This is a genomic window from Providencia heimbachae ATCC 35613, from assembly GCF_001655055.1.
GTDB lineage: Bacteria > Pseudomonadota > Gammaproteobacteria > Enterobacterales > Enterobacteriaceae > Providencia > Providencia heimbachae.
In genome coordinates, this window is the sequence record NZ_LXEW01000030.1 from 54,339 (window position 1) to 72,712 (window position 18,374).

Sequence of the window (18,374 nt, forward strand, 5' to 3'; positions counted from 1 at the left end):
GGTTCTGACATCCTCAAAAAGGATGTTCAACAAAAATAAATTTATATAAATAATTAAAATTAAAGGTTTATTATGAAAACTTCACTAAATGGTTTAATTCTCCTCACCGCCACGAGTCTCACTACCTCTGCTTTCGCAGCAGATCAAGTTAATAATGACTATTGGCGAGTATCTTCAAACGTTTATATGGAATTGGAAAAATTTGAGGGTCACCACAATAGCAGTGACCGCAAAGTCTTTGATAAGACGACAATGATTGGCCAACTGTTCTTATCTAATCCAGAATCTAAATGGAGTTTCTTTCTTGAACATAAAGAATCTCTAAGAAGCTACAACCACGACTTTTCAACGTCTAAAGATTCATTTATTCGTAACCGTACTCAAATTGGCGCAACCCGAAAAATGTATTCAAGCGATATTGGGCAGTTCAACCTGAATGTGACTTACCGTAAAGAGTCCAACGATTCCGCACCGGGAACACAGGCTCGCCCTTCCAATACGCTATTTTGGTTAATGCCTAGTGGTACATATAATTTCAATGATAAATGGGCATTTAATTTCTGGGATGCGTTCTATCATTACGACAACTTCCATGCTGCCAATAGTTACGAGTGGGAGTCTGAACACGGTATCGTGTACAAAGTAAATGATTCGGCTACCGCAAAATTATATATGTATACCGACTGGACTTGGGATAAAGACTTCAATAAGACTTGGGAACAAAACCAAATCAGGGGTTATTTCCCTATCACGCTTAACCAAGATTGGAGTGTGATGCCTTATTTCCGTTACTACTTGAATGAGCACAACTATGACAGTAATCAGCGCACCACTCAAAAAGTCAAAGATGGCTACCGTGTCGGTACACAAGTATTCTATAACCTCACACCAAAGCTCACACTATGGGGTGGCTTTGCCGTTGAACCTAGCACATGGGAAAACCCAAAAAATGCCGGTATCACATCAGGCAGCAACAACCACCAAACTTTCTACCTTGGCCAATTAGGTGTCAAATACCAATGGCAATAAATTAATAAAAATCTCCCAGTCTGCCCCTTACAGGCTGGGAGCGATTCAATTTAATATTTATTATCAATATGTTAAATAATTTAAAGCTGATCAAACGATACGAGTATGTGACCCGAGTAGCTGAGAGCAGACAACAACGCTATAACTCGAAGTATGACGAGTATTATGATGAGTAGTATGACGAATATTAGCGGCGGATAATCTCATCAAACACCCCACCATTGGCAAAATGCGTTGCTTGAGCCGCTTTCCAGCCGCCAAAATTCTCATCGACGGTTAGCAACTTCAATTGTGGAAATTGTTGTTGATATTTTGCTGAAACTTCTGTATTTCGTGGGCGATAGTAGTTTTTCGCAGCAAGTTCTTGCCCTTTTGGTGAGTAGAGATATTCAAGATAGGCTTGAGCAACCTCTCGATGGTCACGTTTATCCACTGTTTTATCGACAATCGCTACCGTAGGTTCCGCTAAAATAGAGATACTTGGAGTGATAACTTCAAACTGGCCATTTTCACCTAATTCATTAATGGCCAATAATGCTTCATTTTCCCAAGCAATCAACACATCACCAATACCACGCTCAACAAAGCTATTGGTTGCTCCACGCGCTCCGGAGTCGAGCACTTCAACATTTTGATAAAGCTGTTTAACAAATTGCTTCGCTTTTTCAGCATCTTGCTGATTTTTATCTAATGCATATCCCCACGCAGCTAAATAATTCCAACGCGCTCCCCCCGAAGTTTTAGGATTAGGGGTGACCACAGAGACATCTTGGCGAATAAGATCATCCCAATCATGAATATTTTTTGGGTTGTCTTTGCGAACTAAAAATACAATAGTTGAAGTGTAAGGTGCTGAATTATCAGGAAGGCGCTTTATCCAGTTATGATCGATTCGACCGCTATCCGCGATAGCATCAACATCATAAGCCAGTGCGAGTGTCACCACGTCGGCTTCCAAACCATTCATCACTGAAATAGCTTGCTTACCAGAGCCCCCGTGAGATTGACGCACAGTAACGGTATCTCCGGTCTTTTCCTTCCAGTGGTCGCTAAAGGCTTGATTGTATTGCTGATAAAATTCTCGGGTCGGGTCATAAGAGACATTCAACAACTGAATGTTTTTCGCCCACGCTCCGGTAGTGAGAACCAATAAAAGTGCTGTCGCTAATTGAGATTTCGTCACCTGCCATAAACTTGCCATTATTCCATCCCTCATCAAATTGATTACAGGATCAGGCTGACAGATAGCATAAATAACTGGAAATAATTAAAAAGCAAAACTTATTCACTTAGGGAATATGTAGGCGATATCAGAGAGGAAGGTTGAGAAGCTAAGCCCTAACTATTTTCAAAAGTATTAGGGCTAGCGATTTCATCATGTTAGATAACAAATAAGGGGCTGAAACTAGTACAGTTTTTTCGCTGTTTCAAACCAATCTTTCTTAAAGACACGCTTCATATTCATGACGGCATCAACGATATCATGATGAACTAATTTCTCATTCTGCGTACCCACACAACGGCCACCATAGCCTTCGAGCAGTAACTGAATAGAATAAGCCCCCATACGTGATGCAAGAATACGGTCATAAGCAACGGGCGAACCGCCGCGTTGAATATGCCCTAACACAGTTGCACGAGTTTCATGGCGCGTTTCTTGTTCAATATATTTTGCCAATTCATCAACATCACAAACGTGCTCAGTGATCGCGACAATCGCGTGCCGCTTGCCTTTTTCGATACCACGTTTGATTTCTGACAATAATTCTTCACGGTCAAATGCCATTTCTTGCTCAGGAAGAACTAAGAATTCACACCCCCCCGCAATCGCTGCAGATAAGGTTAAATCACCACAGTAACGCCCCATCACTTCAACAATGGAAATACGTTTATGAGAAGTCGAGGTATCACGTAGGCGGTCAATCGCTTCAACAACGGTCTCTAATGCGGTGAAGTAGCCGATGGTATAGTCCGTACCTGCAACATCATTATCAATCGTGCCCGGTAAACCGATACATGGGAAACCAGCTTCAGTTAGTGCTTTTGCACCTAAATAAGAACCATCACCACCAATAACCACCAGCGCATCAATATGATTTTTCTTCAGATTTTCAATTGCAATTTCACGTACTTTTTCATCACGGAATTGAGGAAAACGAGCAGAGCCTAAGAAAGTGCCACCGCGATTAATCATATCCGAAACGCTATATCGGTCTAATTGCTTCATGCGATTTTCATATAAGCCGAGGTATCCATCATAAATACCCATCACTTCCAAGCCTTCACCGAGAGCCGCCCGTACAACACCACGGATCGCAGCGTTCATACCAGGTGCATCTCCACCACTTGTTAAAACCCCAATTCTTTTAATCTGTTTGACCATGATGACCTCTGATTAATGAACATAAATTGCAAATCTATGAAAATACACGACCGACTAAACTGCTCTAACCTAATATTGCGCTCAACCACTTTCGCGTCAAACCACCAAAGCTGAATTGATTCACCTAGTGGCATAATACGGTAAAGAAGTGATTATGCCTCTGCTTTCTATCAAGCTTTTGTGCTTTATTGTGATCAACATTACATAATATTAGCCCATGAATATCATTACTTGAAAAGTATACGGTGAAAATGAAAACGCAATTTACCTTTCAATGTCTTACTTCGGTAAAAAAATTAAGTTTCGATGATAACACTTAAATTCTTGCCATGCTGTATCTACAAAGCAAAAGAAACGCATTGATTTCATCAAGTAAAAATACAAATTCACTGATGAATATTTAATATTCATCGATATTTTTATGTAAAACCACCCAATTTTTATTAAATAATCATGAAAACTTAATTATTTAGCAAGCAAATTAATGGCCCGAAATTTATCTTTAAGCCGCTTGCAGTAAGGGCTACTGAGTAAATCTTCATTAGTATTAATGATGTATAGGATTGCCAGACGGCTAAAATAAGTATTGCGTAACTTTTTCAGACATGCGTTAATAGCGTCATCGGTTTGCAAGACAGACCTTATGAAAGCCATTTTTAGTAAAGCAGTCTCAGTTTCAGTGTTATCTTCTGATTACCCTTCTTCGTGAGTCTCCTCCCTAGTGCCTAAATAAGTCCCGCTCTGTGAACAGACCACTATCGCCGCAATTATGTGGCTTAATAATTTAAGAAGGTAATATTTATGTCTAACAAAATGACTGGTTTAGTAAAATGGTTTAACGCTGATAAAGGTTTCGGTTTCATTTCTCCAACTGATGGCAGCAAGGACGTTTTCGTCCACTTCTCTGCAATCCAAAGCAATGATTTCCGTACTCTTGATGAAGGCCAAAAAGTCGAATTCACTATTGAAGACGGCGCGAAAGGCCCAGCTGCAGCAAACGTTGTTGCTATCAGCTAATCTGGTCTTCTGAGTATCTCTGACCTGCGATAACGAAGACGGCAACAGCCTGAGTAGTCAGAATACAGAGATAACAAAAGATTAAAAAACCGGTATAGCAATCATTGCGATACCGGTTTTTGTTTATTTAGGTATAAAAATAACGCGTTAAATGGAAGAAAATCGGCGCGGCAAAACACAGAGAATCCATTCTATCTAACATTCCCCCATGCCCTTCAATAATTGCCCCAAAATCTTTAATACCGCTATCTCGCTTGATGGCAGACATACACAGCCCCCCAACAAACCCCATAATCGTAATGGCTAATGACATCAATCCCGCAACCCACCAGCTAAACGGAGTCACCCAATAGAGGCAAGCGCCAATAACAACCGAAGACATTATTCCACCGACAAAGCCTTCTATCGTCTTGTTTGGGCTCAGCTTTGGTACAATGGAATGCTTCCCAATAAGTTTGCCAAAAACATACTGCAATACGTCAGAAATTTGCGTTACCACAATCAAGAAAAGTAATAATTTGGCATTTTCCCCCTGATAACCTTCAATATTCAGCATCAGTAATGCAGGGACATGGCTTAAACAGAAAACGGTGACTAACATTCCCCATTGAATTTTAGCGGTTCGCTCAAGAAAGTGGAAAGTATCCCCAGCCAATGCAATACGGGTTGGCAAAAATAAGAATACAAATACGGGAATAAAAATAGAAAATAACCCGTACCATTCAATGCCAACTAACAAGTACTGAATAGGAATAAAAACAAAAAAACACCAGAATAGCGCTTCGTGATCACTGCGTCGAGTGGGCGTTAATGTAATAAATTCTCTTAATGCAAAGAAAGAAATCAGTGCAAATAAGATCACAACCCCGATATTACCTAGCACGACGGCAAGAACGCAGATAATACACATCACCCACCACGCTCGAATCCGTGCATTTAAATTATCAATCGTTGAATTACTTTTCTCTCCTGAATAACGGTAGGCTAAAATACCGCCAATCACACTCGCAACTACCAGTATGCCAAATACGCCAGATAACAATAATGTTAATTCGCTATCCCAAAAATTCATGGCATCAACTCCTCAAGCGCAGCTTTTGCCCGCTGTAAAAAATCAGACTTACTCTCATCTTCCCCCAGAGGAGAAAGCGGCTTACCCACCGTAGCGGAACAAATAATCGGTACAACGACCTTTGAGCCTTTAGGCAGTACCCGATTCAGATTTTCTAAATAAATGGGAACAACTTCAACTTGAGGGTATTTTTTTACGAGGTGATAGAGACCACTTTTGAATTCACTGAGTGCTTCACCATCTCCCCGAGTACCTTCAGGAAATAAAATCAGAGAATGTTTTGATTCTAAAACAGCTTCTAATGGCGCTAATACATTACCGGTTGCGGGCTTATCCCCTTTTCTTTCAATTAAAACCGCTCTGAAAACTTTATTCACAAGATAGCGTCGAAACGGTGTTTTATCCCAATAGTCTTTTGCCGCAACAGGATGAACAAAGTGACGCATCAGCGGGGGCAACCCAGACCAAATGACGAGACCATCAAGATGACTTGAATGATTAGCATAATAAATTCGAGAGGTCATTGCAGGTTGGCAACCGATCCAGCGGGTTCGCACGCCAGTCAATAAACGACAAGCACCAGACAACAGCACGCCCATTCCTTTTGCTAATAGCGAAACTCGTGGCGTTTTTTCCATTATTTTTCCTTATTATCGTTTCATTTATTGCTCACCAAAATTTATTAGTTTGCAACATAAACGTTTATCGATACTAAACCCAAAAAACCATAAAAACTTCAAGACCATTATTTTTGAATTAAATAATTTTAAATAAGATAGATAGCTGTTAGAAAGACTACAACGGGATAAGTTCTGATTTATTGGTTTAGAAGAGGAGAGAAAGGAATAACTGGGACAATCTGCAAATTTTTTGAAAATTAATCGGTATATACCCAAAATAACCCAAGTAACACAACTTGAATGATCACGAGTATATACCCCAACTAATTAAATATTATTTTTTGTCGGTCGCAATACGTTCACGGATATTTTGTGCGCGTTCACTTGATGGTGGGTGAGAATCAAACATACTTGTTTCACTGCTACCCATTTTAGCTAATTTTTCAAAACCGGTGACTAAACCGTCAGTTTTAACACCGCGTTTTTTCAACAGGTCATAAGAGAAGTTATCGGCTTCGCTTTCTTGGTGTTGAGAGAACTGAGAGTTAACCAGTTTTTCGCCCAGCGCAGCAACTTGTGATGCGCTCAGTTGTTGTGCTACACCACCCGCTGATGCTGCTGCGGTACGTGCTGCAACAGTAGCATAAGCCACTTGCATTGCTTTACGTGTATGACCTAATGCGACGTGGCCCATCTCATGACCCAGAACGCCTTCAACTTCGTTGTCGTTCATCACATCCATTAAACCGCTGTATACACGAACACAGCCGTTAGCCATTGCCCATGCGTTCACATCGCTTGTCAGATAAACTTTATAGTTAACCGGTGTACCATCAACTTCGCTACCTAATGCTTTTGCAATTTTATCTAAACGCTTTGCATATTTGCTTGAAGCCGGTGCAATTTTATTTTGTGAATCCATCTCTTTACAAGATTGGTCACTCAGTTGTTTAACATCTGAATCAGATAAAGTTGCTGCTTGGAACAGTTGCATACCTGAGTTAGTAAGCATCCCTTGATCTAAATTTTTACAACCCGTTAAGATGACAGCGGAAACCGCTATCGCAACAAGTGCCTTCATTTTCATTCTTTATTTTTCCTTTGAAATATTCAGAGCTATTATTTTTTTGTAATGCTAAAGACTATAAAGTCTGCTGAAAATAACAATAGGAATAAAGCCATAAATACTCACAATATGAATTATGTAACGTTTTTATTGAAATAGCTAAATTGACAGAATAATATTCCGAAAAAACATCAATAAATAGACTGCAAATAATTATAAGTAAAGTCCTTATAAAATAATCATCGAATTTATGATTTCAAAAATAACTCAATAACGCAGAAATCAAAGCTACCGTGCGCCTCTGGTACAATCTGCAGCGGAGTACCCTTATTTTTCACTAACAAGGTTTCAAATACCTTTAAAGAATACATTTCTTCGTCGATGCGTAAATTCAATTTAGCCGAAGTATTAAAAATAAGTATCTGACTTGCATCACTGATCCATGAACTTACCGAAGATGTATTCACCCACTGGAAACGAGCTAAATATTTTTCAGGATTATAAATCAGATTAAAATCTCGGATTACGCCATCGACAAGTTCTGCATGCACATTATTCTCACCATGAAAGGCAAAAAATTGTTTTTGCATTAAGGTCACTGGCCTATTTTCATTAACGTGTAATATTAGTCCAATGCCTTCTAACACGCCAATAACACGCTGCTTATTGGGAAAATGTGAAAATGCACCCGCTTCTTTCACATCCGCAATAGAGACGCGCCAATCAAAATTTTCTAAACCCTCACCATGACTACGCGCAATTTCTAACGTAAATCCTTGCCCATTTTTCCATGGCATTTTCCGATAATCTTGTTCCGTTAATACTTGAATCATGATGACAACCTACCTTTTTGAAAAAATAGATAATTTTAATATATGAAAATTGACTAATCATTAAGAAAATATCGCATACATTTGTTTAATGCTAATACAACTTAACATGGCTCACTAAAGGATTTTGTTCTAAGCAAAAACATCTTATTTAAATAGTTCATTATTTCGTCTTGATACGTAGCTCGTACGTGCTACAATAATATAAATTAATCACACCAGAGGGGTCATCGTAATGGCTAATACACAACATAAAACTGACATTGTTCGAGCGCGAATTGAACCTAAAATCAGAGAAAATGCCGAGGCTGTACTCTCTGAACTCGGAATTAGTATGTCTGATGCTATCCGTATCTTTGTTAATCAAATATCACTAAGACAAGCTTTTCCGATTGAATTAAAAACACCGAACTCCATCACATTAGAAGCCATTAATGCACCTACTACAGATGAAGTATTTGATTCCGCTGATGACTTATTTAACCAAGTGAAAAAGTCGGATGTTTAAAATACGCGTTAAGTCTCAATTTAAAAAAGATTTAAAGAAAGCGTTATCCGATAAAAAGCGAAATATACCGTTATTAAAAGAGTTAATTGATACTCACTTGAGTATTACAGGAATGGTACCGGATGAATACTTTCCACATTCATTAAAGGGAAATTGGCGGCCTTGCTATGAATGTCATGTGCAGCCAGACTTTTTATTAATTTGGGATGTAGATTATGAGTCAAACGAAATAATATTAGTTCGTTGCGGCTCTCACTCTGAATTATTTGGTTAACCCGCAACCATTCTCGACAGTTTATCGTAGAAATAAAGTAAACAACTAAGCTCATTATCTTATATTTATACAAGCTTCTAAGCATAAATAGGCGTCCAAAAGTGTCCACACACTGTCCATGCGATTGGATTTCTGTAACATTTTTTGATTTCCAGAACAACCCTATCAAATTGAAAAATAAAGAATTTATTTTAATTTGAAGACAAAAAAAAGCCCCTAAAAGGGGCTTAAAAGACAGGGATGGTGTCTATGGCAAGGAAAAAACTTCACTTATTGCTACTTCACTACTTACATTTAACTCAACTACTACTTACTGCTAGGATCTCTATTGCATTGCTTGATATTCAGCCATTTTGTGCTGATGGATCTGCTCAAGCTGCGTTTTCTGCTCAGGCGTTAGCATTTGATACAATTCATGATGAATGCGTGCCATTTCAACACGTTCATTCAATTCTTTTTGCAAACGCTTTTCAAATTGCTCTCGAACCGCTTTATCATCAAAGCTATCCGCTATAATTAATTTGTGTAGTGCTTCACGTTCTTGTACTAAACCCGTGTTATCAATACGATAATGGCGCTGTGTTGCCATTAAATCACGTAATTGCTGGCGCTGTTTTTCATTTAACGTGATACCATTAAACATAAACGTACTCGCTCGCTCTTCACTACTAAACATTTCATGATTTTGAAATGGAACTACAATTTGAACAGTTGATGCTGGCTGTTCTGACTGCATCTGTAACATTAAGGGAGATGACTCCTCATTAACGTTAACCTTGTTTTCTGATGTTTCACTTAGCGCGACGTTTGATCCGAAAACAAATGCAGAAGCTAAAACTAATATTGCTGTTTTATGTGCTGTTCTATGCATTTTAGACACCTTGTCTCCGGACTGTGCTCATGATTCAATGTGGACAACTATACGCTCGCGGCTGCAAACTAGCGTCAGAGCTTGTAAAAGAACGTAAAGTCATGGAATCGTAAAGATTGTTATCGTATTTTGTAAGTTGGAGGACTTAAAATATGCATAAAATCCTATTAGTTGATGACGACCGTGAACTCACGTCGCTATTAAAAGAACTACTAGAAATGGAAGGTTTCAATGTTGTCATCGCCTATGATGGTGAACAAGCTTTGCAACAAATAGACTCGTCCATAGACTTATTATTACTCGACGTCATGATGCCAAAGAAAAATGGTATTGAGACATTAAAGGAGCTACGTCAATTACACCAAACCCCAGTGATTATGTTAACTGCCCGTGGCAGTGAACTCGACAAAGTCCTAGGGTTAGAATTAGGTGCAGATGACTATCTACCAAAACCGTTTAATGACCGTGAACTCGTCGCACGCATTCGCGCCTTGCTACGTCGCTCGAATTGGAGTGAACAAACGCAAGGGGATAATAGCAATACGCCGGTTCTACAGGTTGATAAACTGCAACTTAACCCGGGTCGACAAGAAGCCAGCTTTGATGGTGAAATTCTTGATTTAACCGGAACCGAATTTACATTGCTTTATTTATTAGCCCAGCATTTAGGCCAAGTCGTTTCCAGAGAACATTTGAGCCAAGAAGTACTTGGAAAGCGTTTAACCCCGTTTGACCGTGCGATTGATATGCACATCTCAAACTTACGTCGAAAACTGCCCGAACGAACAGACGGCCAGCCATGGTTTAAAACCCTTCGTGGACGTGGCTACCTGATGGTTTCTATAACATGATCAACAGTTTAACCGCAAGAATATTTGCGATTTTCTGGTTCACCCTCGCACTAGTGCTTATGCTAGTGCTGATGGTGCCCAAGCTGGACTCAAGGCAGCTCACGGTTCTCATGGAAAGTGAGCAACGCCAAGGGGAAATGCTTGAGCAACATATTGAAGCAGAACTCGCTCAAGCACCGATGAACGACCTACTTTGGTGGCGAAGGATTTCCAACGCCATTAAAAAATGGGCGCCACCGGGACAACGTTTAATTATTGTTACCAGCGAAGGACGTGTTATTGGCGCAATGCCAAGTGAAATGCAAGTCATTCGTAACTTTATTGGGCAATCGGATAACGCCGACCACCCCAAAAAGAAAAAATATGGCCGAGCCGAAATCATCGGGCCATTCTCTATTCGTGATGGTGAAGATCACTACCAACTTTACCTTGTCCGCCCAGCAAGTAGCCCGCAATCTGACTTTATTAACCTATTGTTTGATAGGCCATTCTTGTTACTAATTGCCACCATGTTAATCAGCGCACCATTATTGCTCTGGCTCTCTTGGAGCTTGGCTCGACCTGCGCGTAAACTGAAAATGGCGGCAGATGACGTCGCAAAAGGAAACTTACGACCCCATCCTGAACTCGAATCAGGCCCTCAAGAATTCCTTTCTGCAGGTAACAGTTTCAACCAAATGATCAGTGCGTTAGATGGCATGGTCAGTGCACAACAACGCCTAATTTCTGATATTTCACATGAATTACGCACCCCGCTAACCCGCTTGCAATTAGCGACGGCATTGCTGCGTCGTCGACATGGTGAAAGTAAAGAATTAGAACGCATTGAAACAGAAACCCATCGCTTAGATAGCATGATCAATGACTTGCTTGTTTTATCTCGCAGTCAGCACAAAAATGAAATTCTCCGAGAAAACATCAAAGCCGATGAGCTCTGGGGTGATATTTTAGATGATGCCAGTTTTGAAGCAGAACAGATGGATAAAACTTTGGAGGTTACTTCGAATCCCGGACCTTGGCCTCTTTACTGCAACCCTTCCGCGGTGGGAAGTGCGTTTGAAAATATCGTCCGCAATGCGCTGAGATATTCACACTCTCATATTGTTGTTGACTTTAAAGAGGAAAATAACGGCATTCTCATCACGGTTGATGATGATGGCCCCGGCGTTAGCCCTGCTGACCGTGAACATATCTTCCGCCCGTTCTACCGGACTGATGAAGCACGAGATAGGGAAACAGGGGGAACTGGCTTAGGCCTTGCCATCGTCGAAACCGCAATTACGCAGCATAAAGGCTGGGTAAAAGCAGATGATAGCCCTCTTGGCGGACTTCGCTTACAAATTTGGCTGCCAGAACACGGTAGATAACAATCTAACGTAATACATAAATAAACCTTCAGTATCTAACGCTGAAGGTTTTTTCATTTCTTAGTCTGCGACCCACTCAAATCTCATTCTTATAACCATCGCAAAAAAGATTTCAAATGCACAAAGCAATCGATCATGCTTTTTTAGCCTAAAATATTTGAGTAAATAAAAATATTCACTCAAAATTTGTGTTAATTTCAATTTATTAAATTTATTAAATCCTTATTACTATAAATTTTAAATAGTTATAATGCGACTATAAGTAATGTATTAATCTGATATTCTAGAATAGAAATTGCTATTTAATTCCTAATTAAATGTAAGGGCACTCACACCCAACTCATCTTAATTTTGAATGTATATAATCAAAAACGAATAATTATAAACTCCCATACCGAGTTAATTTTAAATATCTATGCTCAAAATAATTCAAGTTGCAGCTAGGTGACAAAAGAATGAGCCGCTAGGAGCCTACATAAGTAGGGAACCCATGCAATGGAACATAGCCAACAATGCTTCAAGTTGAAGTATGAAGAGTATATTTAATTTTAGTTTTATACCCGTTCTATATTAGGCGAACTCAACTTCAAATGGATTTTTCAATGAAAACAATTAAGCTTACTAAGCTCGCAATCTTGACTGTACTCGGTGCTATCAGTGGCAGCAGTATCGCAGGTGGTTTAGTTTTGCCAGATAACAACTTACGCACTGATCTCGCTTGGCTTTCAGAGCGCAACGTGATTCAAATTAGCCTTTCAACATGGCCACTCTCCCAAGAAGAAATCACCCGCTCATTAAACAACGCTAATATCACCAATAGCGAACAAGAAGCGATTATTCAACGCATTAAGAAAAAACTTGATCGCACAAAAAATAGCGTACAACTTGAAACGCACCTTTCTTCTGGCAAACCTTCGATGCCCCAAGGCTTTGCCCAAAGTGAATACAGTGATTTTCGCTATACCGTTGCGGGTAATTACAGCACCGATAATGTCGATTTAAACCTTAAAGCTAATGCTGAGCGGGCCTTACGTGTTGAAGACGGCTCAGACTACAATCTGAATGGCTCTTATGGCGGTGTCAAAATTTGGAACCAATGGGTGAGCTTTGGTGAAATTCCACAATGGTGGGGGCCAGGTCACGATGGTAGCTTGATCCGTACCGACGCAGCGCGCCCTGTAACTGGCTTTTTAATCCAACGCGCCGACCAAAGCCCTTTTGAAACCCCATGGCTTTCATGGATTGGCCCATGGCAATATCAATTAAGTGCGGGACAATTCAAACAGTATGATCCTAAAAATACTAAGCTGATTGGTCTCCGCATGACCATGAACCCAACGGATTTCTTCGAACTTGGCGGTTCACGTGTGGTGATGTGGGGAGGCGATGGTCGCCCTAACAACTGGAATTCCTTCTGGAATGCGATGGGTGGACGGGACAATACCGGTGACTACAATGATGACCCAGGAAACCAACTGGCTGGGCTGGATGCTAAAATCAAGCTGTACCCGCTGATTGGCTTACCGCTCAGCGTGTACGGCCAACTGGTTGGTGAAGATGAAGCCGGCCTATTCCCCTCTAAAAATGCCCTTATGGGCGGTATTGAAGGTTACCACACCGCTTGGGGCCAACCCCTTAGCTGGTATATTGAAGGTGCCAATACCCATACCGAGGGAAATAAAGATGGCGTTATGTACCAACATTTCATCTACAAAAACGGCTACTACCAACAAGGCTACCCCTTAGGCCATGCAATGGGGGGTGATGGTCGCATGGTATCAGCGAAAGTCGAATATACCCTTGATGACGATAACCGCGTCAGTACCCGCCTTGTCTATGCCAAGGTCAACAAGCGAAGCCAATCGCAAAACAAAGCCTTCCCTGAATCAGAAACCATTAAAGGCGTTGATTTAGGTTGGTGGCATAATTTCGACAGGGATATCAGCACTGACGCTAAAGTGTGGGTTTCAAAAACAGATTATGACACTCGCGACGATCTCGGTGCATCCGTTACGATAAACGTACCGTTTAAATGGTGATACCAGACTAAAGCGGTTATCAATTAACCGCGAATAATCTGAAATCTTGTGGCTCGGGGAGTAAATTTTTCGATATCTCCGAGCCGTATTTGGTTATTACTTATTCTTATTTAGAATAAGAATTAATCTAGCTATCAAAGTTTTTTATTTATTTTTAGTTATTAAGACGAATTTCTTCAATTAATCGACTAAACCTAACAACAACTAAGTTATATATAATTCCATCACGCTAGATTTACTAATCAGTTACTACACGAGCTAGGCGTACTAATAGGTTAATAAATCCCAAACACTCAGCATAACCTTAATAATTATAATGATATTAGCGGGTTGACTTAAATTAAATATCTAATAATGTATGTCTGCATTTTTAGCGTTATAAGCTGATAATTTAGAATAATTTATCTAATTATTACTCCCATTAAGACTATTCTCTAAGCCTATTGCAATGATAGTCAGTTACTGCATTTGGTGGTATTATTAGGCGCTTTGACTTGACCCGATCCATGTACGGGCATACCCTCTAGCGGGTAAAAAACAATAAGAAATGTTTATCAATTGAACGATTCAGCTAAAAGTTCAATATTTTCAATTAATAAGCATTCAATACAAAATTCAACGGTGCTCTGGGACCCGACAACCCAGTGCGGTAGCTATGGGTGACACCTCCTCAATATGAATAATACTGATTTTATAGGCAGATAAAATAATAATGGGACTAAATACAACCATACATAAAATTACCGTTTCTTTAATTAATGATTTGAAAGATTTCTATTCATTACATTACACAGATAATAATAGGTTATTCGAAAAACGTTATTTGCCTTGGTTATTAAACAATAATCCGGTAGGTCAAGGAGAGGTAATTACCGTAACTTTAGGAAATGAACTGATAGCCTCTATGTTTATCATCCCGTTAGAAATCGTATCGAAAGATAATCTTAAGTTAGGATATTATGTAACTGACGTTCTATCACATCCACAGCATAGGGATAAAAACCTATTTGTTAAAATGATTCGATTTTTAATTGATAAAGTTAAAATAGAAAAAAAATTCATCATAGGACATCCTAATAAAAATGCGATGCCGGGCTGGAAGAGGACAAAGATGACATTTCAGCCTCCACTAAAGAATATTATCTACACACCAAAAATAAAATCTTGTTTAACCGTTAGCAAGAAAAAAATCAATTCTCTTGAGCAATTGCAACAAATAGAAAAATATCTTTGTATTTCAAATTCTTTTGAAGAAAATAAAATTAATGCTAATGCAAAATTTTTATATTGGAGATATTGTGAACATCCGACAATAAAGTACGATATAATTACTTACTACATAAAAGATAAATTCATTGGATTAAGCGTTGAGATAAAAACAAAAAAAATAATATCGAAAGTTATACATGTGGATTTTTTGAACGGTTACGAACAACTAATATATAGCTGCTCTCTGCCAAAAATATTTATACTTCCATCAAAATATGTTACAACGAATGGCTATGAAATGAAAAACAAATACATTAACTATTTTTTTACTGAGTACTTAGATTCAGAACCTAATTCAAGTGGATGTAGCTTAACACTGGCATCTAGTGATATATAAATTGCAATGTTAATTAAATTTATATTTCTATCCTTAACTAGAGTATATTCTACTGGTATAGGTTTTTTGCTGATTTTACTTTCCGCTGAAATATTAGGCTTAGATATACGAGGTAAAATAGCAATAGCTGTTACTTGGATGACAGCTTTTTTTACATTTCTACATTTAAGTATAGGACAGCTCGGGTATAAAATTGTTATTGATGATAAAAATAAAACCTCTGAAGTGATTAGTTATTTTATAGTTTATGATTTTATTATAACACTATCTCTAGCTGTAGTTTTACCAGTTATATTCCATTTATTCATTCCAGCCTCTAAAATTTCATTATTTGAGCTTTATTTTTCATTACTATTAGTTCCCGTTATGATGTTAGAACAACAGTTGCTAACATTGTTTTTAGCATATAATGATACAAATGTCTTAAATAAATTATCCATCATAAACCGAACGTTAAATTTACTACTTACATCAATATTGATATTTATCTCCCCTAATTACTTTACATTTATAGTTTGTCTCTTTCTCTTATCTGCATCTATGGCATACTCATATTACGCTAAAATAAATCATAATTTTAGTTATAAATTTATAAATTATAACTTTATAAATTTAATTAAAAATGGTATCAACTTTCATTTTTTTAATGCATTTGGTTACATTGGCTACACTTTATTGCCACTATTAATTTTACCTACGTATGTGGCAAGTAATGAATTCGCACTGTATGAAATCGGATTTAAATTAATATCTCTAGTTATGATTATTGCTACATCTTGTCAATTGCTTGCTATACGTGTTTTTAGTAAAGAGAATGATATCAAGAAAGGATGGAACCAATACTTGAAAATTGTTTTCATATACTTTCTGATTAGCTATATGGTCGTCCTATCATATATTTTAATTTACCCTTATATTATTAAAATAGAGTATTTCTCAAAATACTTTATTTCTTTAACTACATTGTATGAACTAATCCCCTACATTCCATTAATAGGAACGACAGCATTTCTCCCAACATTATTTGTCAACCTAAACTTGTTAAAGCTTTCAGCGTTATACAATTTCATACTTGGTATATTTTGTTTTTCTTTGTTATTTACATTATCTAAATTATACAATATAGATGGTATATTTATCGGTTTAAAATTTGTTTATGGAATCTCAGGTGTGTTATTTTTAGCAATTATGTTTTTCATCTATTACACAAAAATAAAGGTTATCCCTGATGTCTGTTGATATAATCAAAAAAAAATATAATTCTTTTTGTAAAGCTTCTAATAGCAATTTAAAAAATGATATATCCATTTCAATAAATGATGATATATTCTTTTCGTTATCATCTAATAATAAAAAAATCAAGCATGTAACGATCAATTCAGCAGAATTAACTGGTAAAAAATTAATTACAAATCATAATAAGCTATGTGTAGCTTATACAGTGATTTTCAATGATCAAACAGTATCTGAATTTGAAGTTAAAAGAAGAATTATAAAACGAAATATTAATTATTTTTTTGATTCTTTCGCTCTAGAACTATTTTTTATTTTAAACTCAAATCTTAAAATAGACACTCAAAATAAAAAACAAAAAATAGAAAATAGAAAATTTCAACTTCCTAAAAAGGATATAGGGAATATTTTTTTAAATATCTACAATAAAATTATAAATCGATTTTTCCGACGTGATGAATGGATGATTGCATATTATGAAAAGAATATACAACCTCATGAAGTCGCCAAAGAATTCAATAATTTTACAGTTTTACAAAATAGAAAAAATCAGTTCTCAGCGGATCCCTTTATCATTGAAAATGATAAAGGTTCTTACATTTTTTTTGAAGAGTGCCCTTTAAAAAAAGGAGGGAAAGGCATCCTTGTTTGTTATGATTTAAATACTGATACTAGCCAAACTATAATTGAAGAAGATTATCATCTTTCATATCCTAATGTTTTTAAAATTGAAAATAATTATTTCATGATACCTCAATCAGAGAATCATTGCATTGACTTATACCAAGCAATTCAATTTCCATACCAGTGGGAAAAATGTCATACAATATTAAAACATGGGATTTTTAATTTCGGGGATACCAATATTTACTTTAATAAAAATGGAAAAATTCAAATTACCACTTCTGCATATGACCATGTTTTTAACAGTAATAGACTTAGAATTGGATGGGAAATAGATAACTTATTTAAATCCAAGATTAATATTAACAATAGTGAATTACTTTCTATGAGTGACGAGTCATCCAGAAATGCGGGAAATCATACTGATTTAACTTTGTTTCAAGAATGTTCATCTGGCTATGGAGGAGGCTTAGTACAAAAAAATGAAAATAACATGACACACATTGAGCGTCCCAAGAATTTCATTGGTATGCATACCTACAATTCCTCAGCTAATTACACAGTAATAGATATAAAAAAAATCCGTTATGGTATTTATTTTTAAGATGTGAACCCCTGTAAAATGAAAAATAATTCAAATATGAAAATTGAAAAAAAAACACTAGTAAATAAAAAATTTAGTTTTAATTTTTTAATTTTTATTTTTTTAATTCTTGGTGTTTTTGTTAAAAATTTTGAATTTTTAATCCCATTTCAATACTACCTAACATTAATCGCTATTATTTTATTTTCATTTAAAATAAAAAAGGTAAGTATAAAAAAAGCTATTACCTCACTCCTTTTAGTTATTGTTGCCATTATACTAATAATAAAAAATGAGATTTCTTCTTCAGGAGATTACAAAGAAAATATTAATTTCATTATTTATTATTGTTCTTTAATTTTTTCTATATATGTTATAACAAATCATCTTGTATCTAACCG

18 protein-coding genes are annotated in these 18,374 nt (G+C 37.2%); 11 read left to right on the forward strand and 7 right to left on the reverse strand.

What is annotated here, in order from left to right; translation table 11 throughout:
• Positions 1 to 72: 72 nt before the first annotated feature.
• Positions 73 to 1,029 (forward strand): porin family protein, encoded by a 957-nt coding sequence (locus M998_RS10065; protein ID WP_068438164.1) that lies wholly within the window; start codon positions 73 to 75, stop codon positions 1,027 to 1,029.
• A 187-nt stretch (positions 1,030 to 1,216) separates the two neighbouring features.
• Here M998_RS10065 and M998_RS10070 read toward each other — a convergent pair whose 3' ends face one another.
• Positions 1,217 to 2,230 (reverse strand): sulfate ABC transporter substrate-binding protein, encoded by a 1,014-nt coding sequence (locus M998_RS10070; RefSeq protein WP_068438162.1) that lies wholly within the window; start codon positions 2,228 to 2,230, stop codon positions 1,217 to 1,219.
• 204 nt (positions 2,231 to 2,434) lie between these two features.
• Complete coding sequence (gene pfkA / locus M998_RS10075) at positions 2,435 to 3,412, reverse strand: 6-phosphofructokinase (RefSeq protein ID WP_068438160.1); 978 nt, start codon at positions 3,410 to 3,412, stop codon at positions 2,435 to 2,437.
• An 801-nt stretch (positions 3,413 to 4,213) separates the two neighbouring features.
• Between pfkA and cspG the strand changes: the two genes are divergently transcribed.
• Entirely contained in the window at positions 4,214 to 4,429 is a 216-nt protein-coding gene (cspG, locus tag M998_RS10080) for a cold shock protein CspG (RefSeq protein ID WP_068438157.1), read from the forward strand.
• A gap of 127 nt (positions 4,430 to 4,556) precedes the next feature.
• On the opposite strand, the gene M998_RS10085 is transcribed toward cspG, so the two are convergent.
• From M998_RS10085 to M998_RS10100, 4 genes are all read right to left on the reverse strand, one after another.
• Positions 4,557 to 5,501, reverse strand: a complete 945-nt coding sequence (locus M998_RS10085; RefSeq protein ID WP_068908670.1) for a phosphatidate cytidylyltransferase — start codon at positions 5,499 to 5,501, stop codon at positions 4,557 to 4,559.
• Complete coding sequence (locus tag M998_RS10090; RefSeq protein ID WP_068438152.1) at positions 5,498 to 6,139, reverse strand: lysophospholipid acyltransferase family protein; 642 nt, start codon at positions 6,137 to 6,139, stop codon at positions 5,498 to 5,500. The genes M998_RS10085 and M998_RS10090 overlap by 4 nt, the downstream gene beginning before the upstream one ends.
• Before the next feature lie 316 nt (positions 6,140 to 6,455).
• Positions 6,456 to 7,208, reverse strand: a complete 753-nt coding sequence (gene loiP, locus M998_RS10095; RefSeq protein WP_068438149.1) for a metalloprotease LoiP — start codon at positions 7,206 to 7,208, stop codon at positions 6,456 to 6,458.
• 227 nt (positions 7,209 to 7,435) lie between these two features.
• Positions 7,436 to 8,020, reverse strand: a complete 585-nt coding sequence (locus M998_RS10100) for a HutD/Ves family protein (RefSeq protein ID WP_068908672.1) — start codon at positions 8,018 to 8,020, stop codon at positions 7,436 to 7,438.
• Positions 8,021 to 8,252: 232 nt separating this feature from the next.
• Here M998_RS10100 and M998_RS10105 point away from each other — a divergent pair, with 232 nt between their 5' ends.
• Together M998_RS10105 and M998_RS10110 are read left to right on the forward strand one after the other, a co-directional pair.
• Positions 8,253 to 8,525 carry a type II toxin-antitoxin system RelB/DinJ family antitoxin gene (locus tag M998_RS10105; protein WP_068438144.1) on the forward strand — a complete coding sequence of 91 codons (273 nt, stop codon included), beginning with the start codon at positions 8,253 to 8,255 and terminating at the stop codon, positions 8,523 to 8,525.
• The gene (locus M998_RS10110; RefSeq protein ID WP_068908674.1) at positions 8,518 to 8,799 is read left to right on the forward strand and encodes a type II toxin-antitoxin system YafQ family toxin; all 282 of its coding nucleotides are present in this window, start codon (positions 8,518 to 8,520) and stop codon (positions 8,797 to 8,799) included. The genes M998_RS10105 and M998_RS10110 overlap by 8 nt, the downstream gene beginning before the upstream one ends.
• A 325-nt stretch (positions 8,800 to 9,124) precedes the next feature.
• Here the strand turns inward: M998_RS10110 and M998_RS10115 are convergent, their stop codons facing one another.
• Positions 9,125 to 9,670, reverse strand: coding sequence for a Spy/CpxP family protein refolding chaperone (locus M998_RS10115; RefSeq protein ID WP_068438138.1), 546 nt, complete (start codon positions 9,668 to 9,670; stop codon positions 9,125 to 9,127).
• A 152-nt stretch (positions 9,671 to 9,822) separates the two neighbouring features.
• Here M998_RS10115 and cpxR point away from each other — a divergent pair, with 152 nt between their 5' ends.
• The 7 genes from cpxR to M998_RS10150 all read left to right on the forward strand — a co-directional run.
• On the forward strand, positions 9,823 to 10,521 hold the full coding sequence (gene cpxR, locus M998_RS10120) for an envelope stress response regulator transcription factor CpxR (RefSeq protein WP_068438135.1): 699 nt from the start codon (positions 9,823 to 9,825) through the stop codon (positions 10,519 to 10,521).
• Positions 10,518 to 11,888 (forward strand): envelope stress sensor histidine kinase CpxA, encoded by a 1,371-nt coding sequence (gene cpxA, locus M998_RS10125; RefSeq protein ID WP_068438133.1) that lies wholly within the window; start codon positions 10,518 to 10,520, stop codon positions 11,886 to 11,888. The genes cpxR and cpxA overlap by 4 nt, the downstream gene beginning before the upstream one ends.
• A gap of 602 nt (positions 11,889 to 12,490) precedes the next feature.
• Positions 12,491 to 13,927: a capsule assembly Wzi family protein gene (locus tag M998_RS10130; RefSeq protein WP_068908681.1), complete on the forward strand. Its 1,437-nt coding sequence runs from the start codon at positions 12,491 to 12,493 to the stop codon at positions 13,925 to 13,927.
• Positions 13,928 to 14,639: 712 nt separating this feature from the next.
• Complete coding sequence (locus M998_RS10135) at positions 14,640 to 15,533, forward strand: GNAT family protein (RefSeq protein ID WP_068908676.1); 894 nt, start codon at positions 14,640 to 14,642, stop codon at positions 15,531 to 15,533.
• A 6-nt stretch (positions 15,534 to 15,539) separates the two neighbouring features.
• Positions 15,540 to 16,772 (forward strand): MATE family efflux transporter, encoded by a 1,233-nt coding sequence (locus M998_RS10140; RefSeq protein WP_145980650.1) that lies wholly within the window; start codon positions 15,540 to 15,542, stop codon positions 16,770 to 16,772.
• Complete coding sequence (locus M998_RS10145; RefSeq protein WP_068908680.1) at positions 16,762 to 17,994, forward strand: glucosamine inositolphosphorylceramide transferase family protein; 1,233 nt, start codon at positions 16,762 to 16,764, stop codon at positions 17,992 to 17,994. Before M998_RS10140 ends, M998_RS10145 begins: the two co-directional genes overlap by 11 nt.
• A gap of 18 nt (positions 17,995 to 18,012) precedes the next feature.
• The coding region (locus M998_RS10150; protein WP_156510941.1) for a hypothetical protein at positions 18,013 to 18,374 on the forward strand (362 nt) is incomplete at its 3' end.

What these genes read in the sequence shown, in the direction of transcription:
- M998_RS10110 (WP_068908674.1), top strand. Translation starts at nt 8,518, where the DNA reads ATGTTTAAAATACGCGTTAAGTCTCAATTTAAAAAAGATTTAAAGAAA.
- cpxA (WP_068438133.1), top strand. Translation starts at nt 10,518, where the DNA reads ATGATCAACAGTTTAACCGCAAGAATATTTGCGATTTTCTGGTTCACC.
- M998_RS10135 (WP_068908676.1), top strand. Translation starts at nt 14,640, where the DNA reads ATGGGACTAAATACAACCATACATAAAATTACCGTTTCTTTAATTAAT.
- M998_RS10145 (WP_068908680.1), top strand. Translation starts at nt 16,762, where the DNA reads ATGTCTGTTGATATAATCAAAAAAAAATATAATTCTTTTTGTAAAGCT.
- M998_RS10140 (WP_145980650.1), top strand. Translation starts at nt 15,540, where the DNA reads ATGTTAATTAAATTTATATTTCTATCCTTAACTAGAGTATATTCTACT.
- M998_RS10085 (WP_068908670.1), bottom strand. Translation starts at nt 5,501, where the DNA reads ATGAATTTTTGGGATAGCGAATTAACATTATTGTTATCTGGCGTATTT.
- M998_RS10070 (WP_068438162.1), bottom strand. Translation starts at nt 2,230, where the DNA reads ATGGCAAGTTTATGGCAGGTGACGAAATCTCAATTAGCGACAGCACTT.
- M998_RS10100 (WP_068908672.1), bottom strand. Translation starts at nt 8,020, where the DNA reads ATGATTCAAGTATTAACGGAACAAGATTATCGGAAAATGCCATGGAAA.
- M998_RS10130 (WP_068908681.1), top strand. Translation starts at nt 12,491, where the DNA reads ATGAAAACAATTAAGCTTACTAAGCTCGCAATCTTGACTGTACTCGGT.
- pfkA (WP_068438160.1), bottom strand. Translation starts at nt 3,412, where the DNA reads ATGGTCAAACAGATTAAAAGAATTGGGGTTTTAACAAGTGGTGGAGAT.
- cpxR (WP_068438135.1), top strand. Translation starts at nt 9,823, where the DNA reads ATGCATAAAATCCTATTAGTTGATGACGACCGTGAACTCACGTCGCTA.
- loiP (WP_068438149.1), bottom strand. Translation starts at nt 7,208, where the DNA reads ATGAAAATGAAGGCACTTGTTGCGATAGCGGTTTCCGCTGTCATCTTA.
- M998_RS10105 (WP_068438144.1), top strand. Translation starts at nt 8,253, where the DNA reads ATGGCTAATACACAACATAAAACTGACATTGTTCGAGCGCGAATTGAA.
- cspG (WP_068438157.1), top strand. Translation starts at nt 4,214, where the DNA reads ATGTCTAACAAAATGACTGGTTTAGTAAAATGGTTTAACGCTGATAAA.
- M998_RS10065 (WP_068438164.1), top strand. Translation starts at nt 73, where the DNA reads ATGAAAACTTCACTAAATGGTTTAATTCTCCTCACCGCCACGAGTCTC.
- M998_RS10115 (WP_068438138.1), bottom strand. Translation starts at nt 9,670, where the DNA reads ATGCATAGAACAGCACATAAAACAGCAATATTAGTTTTAGCTTCTGCA.
- M998_RS10090 (WP_068438152.1), bottom strand. Translation starts at nt 6,139, where the DNA reads ATGGAAAAAACGCCACGAGTTTCGCTATTAGCAAAAGGAATGGGCGTG.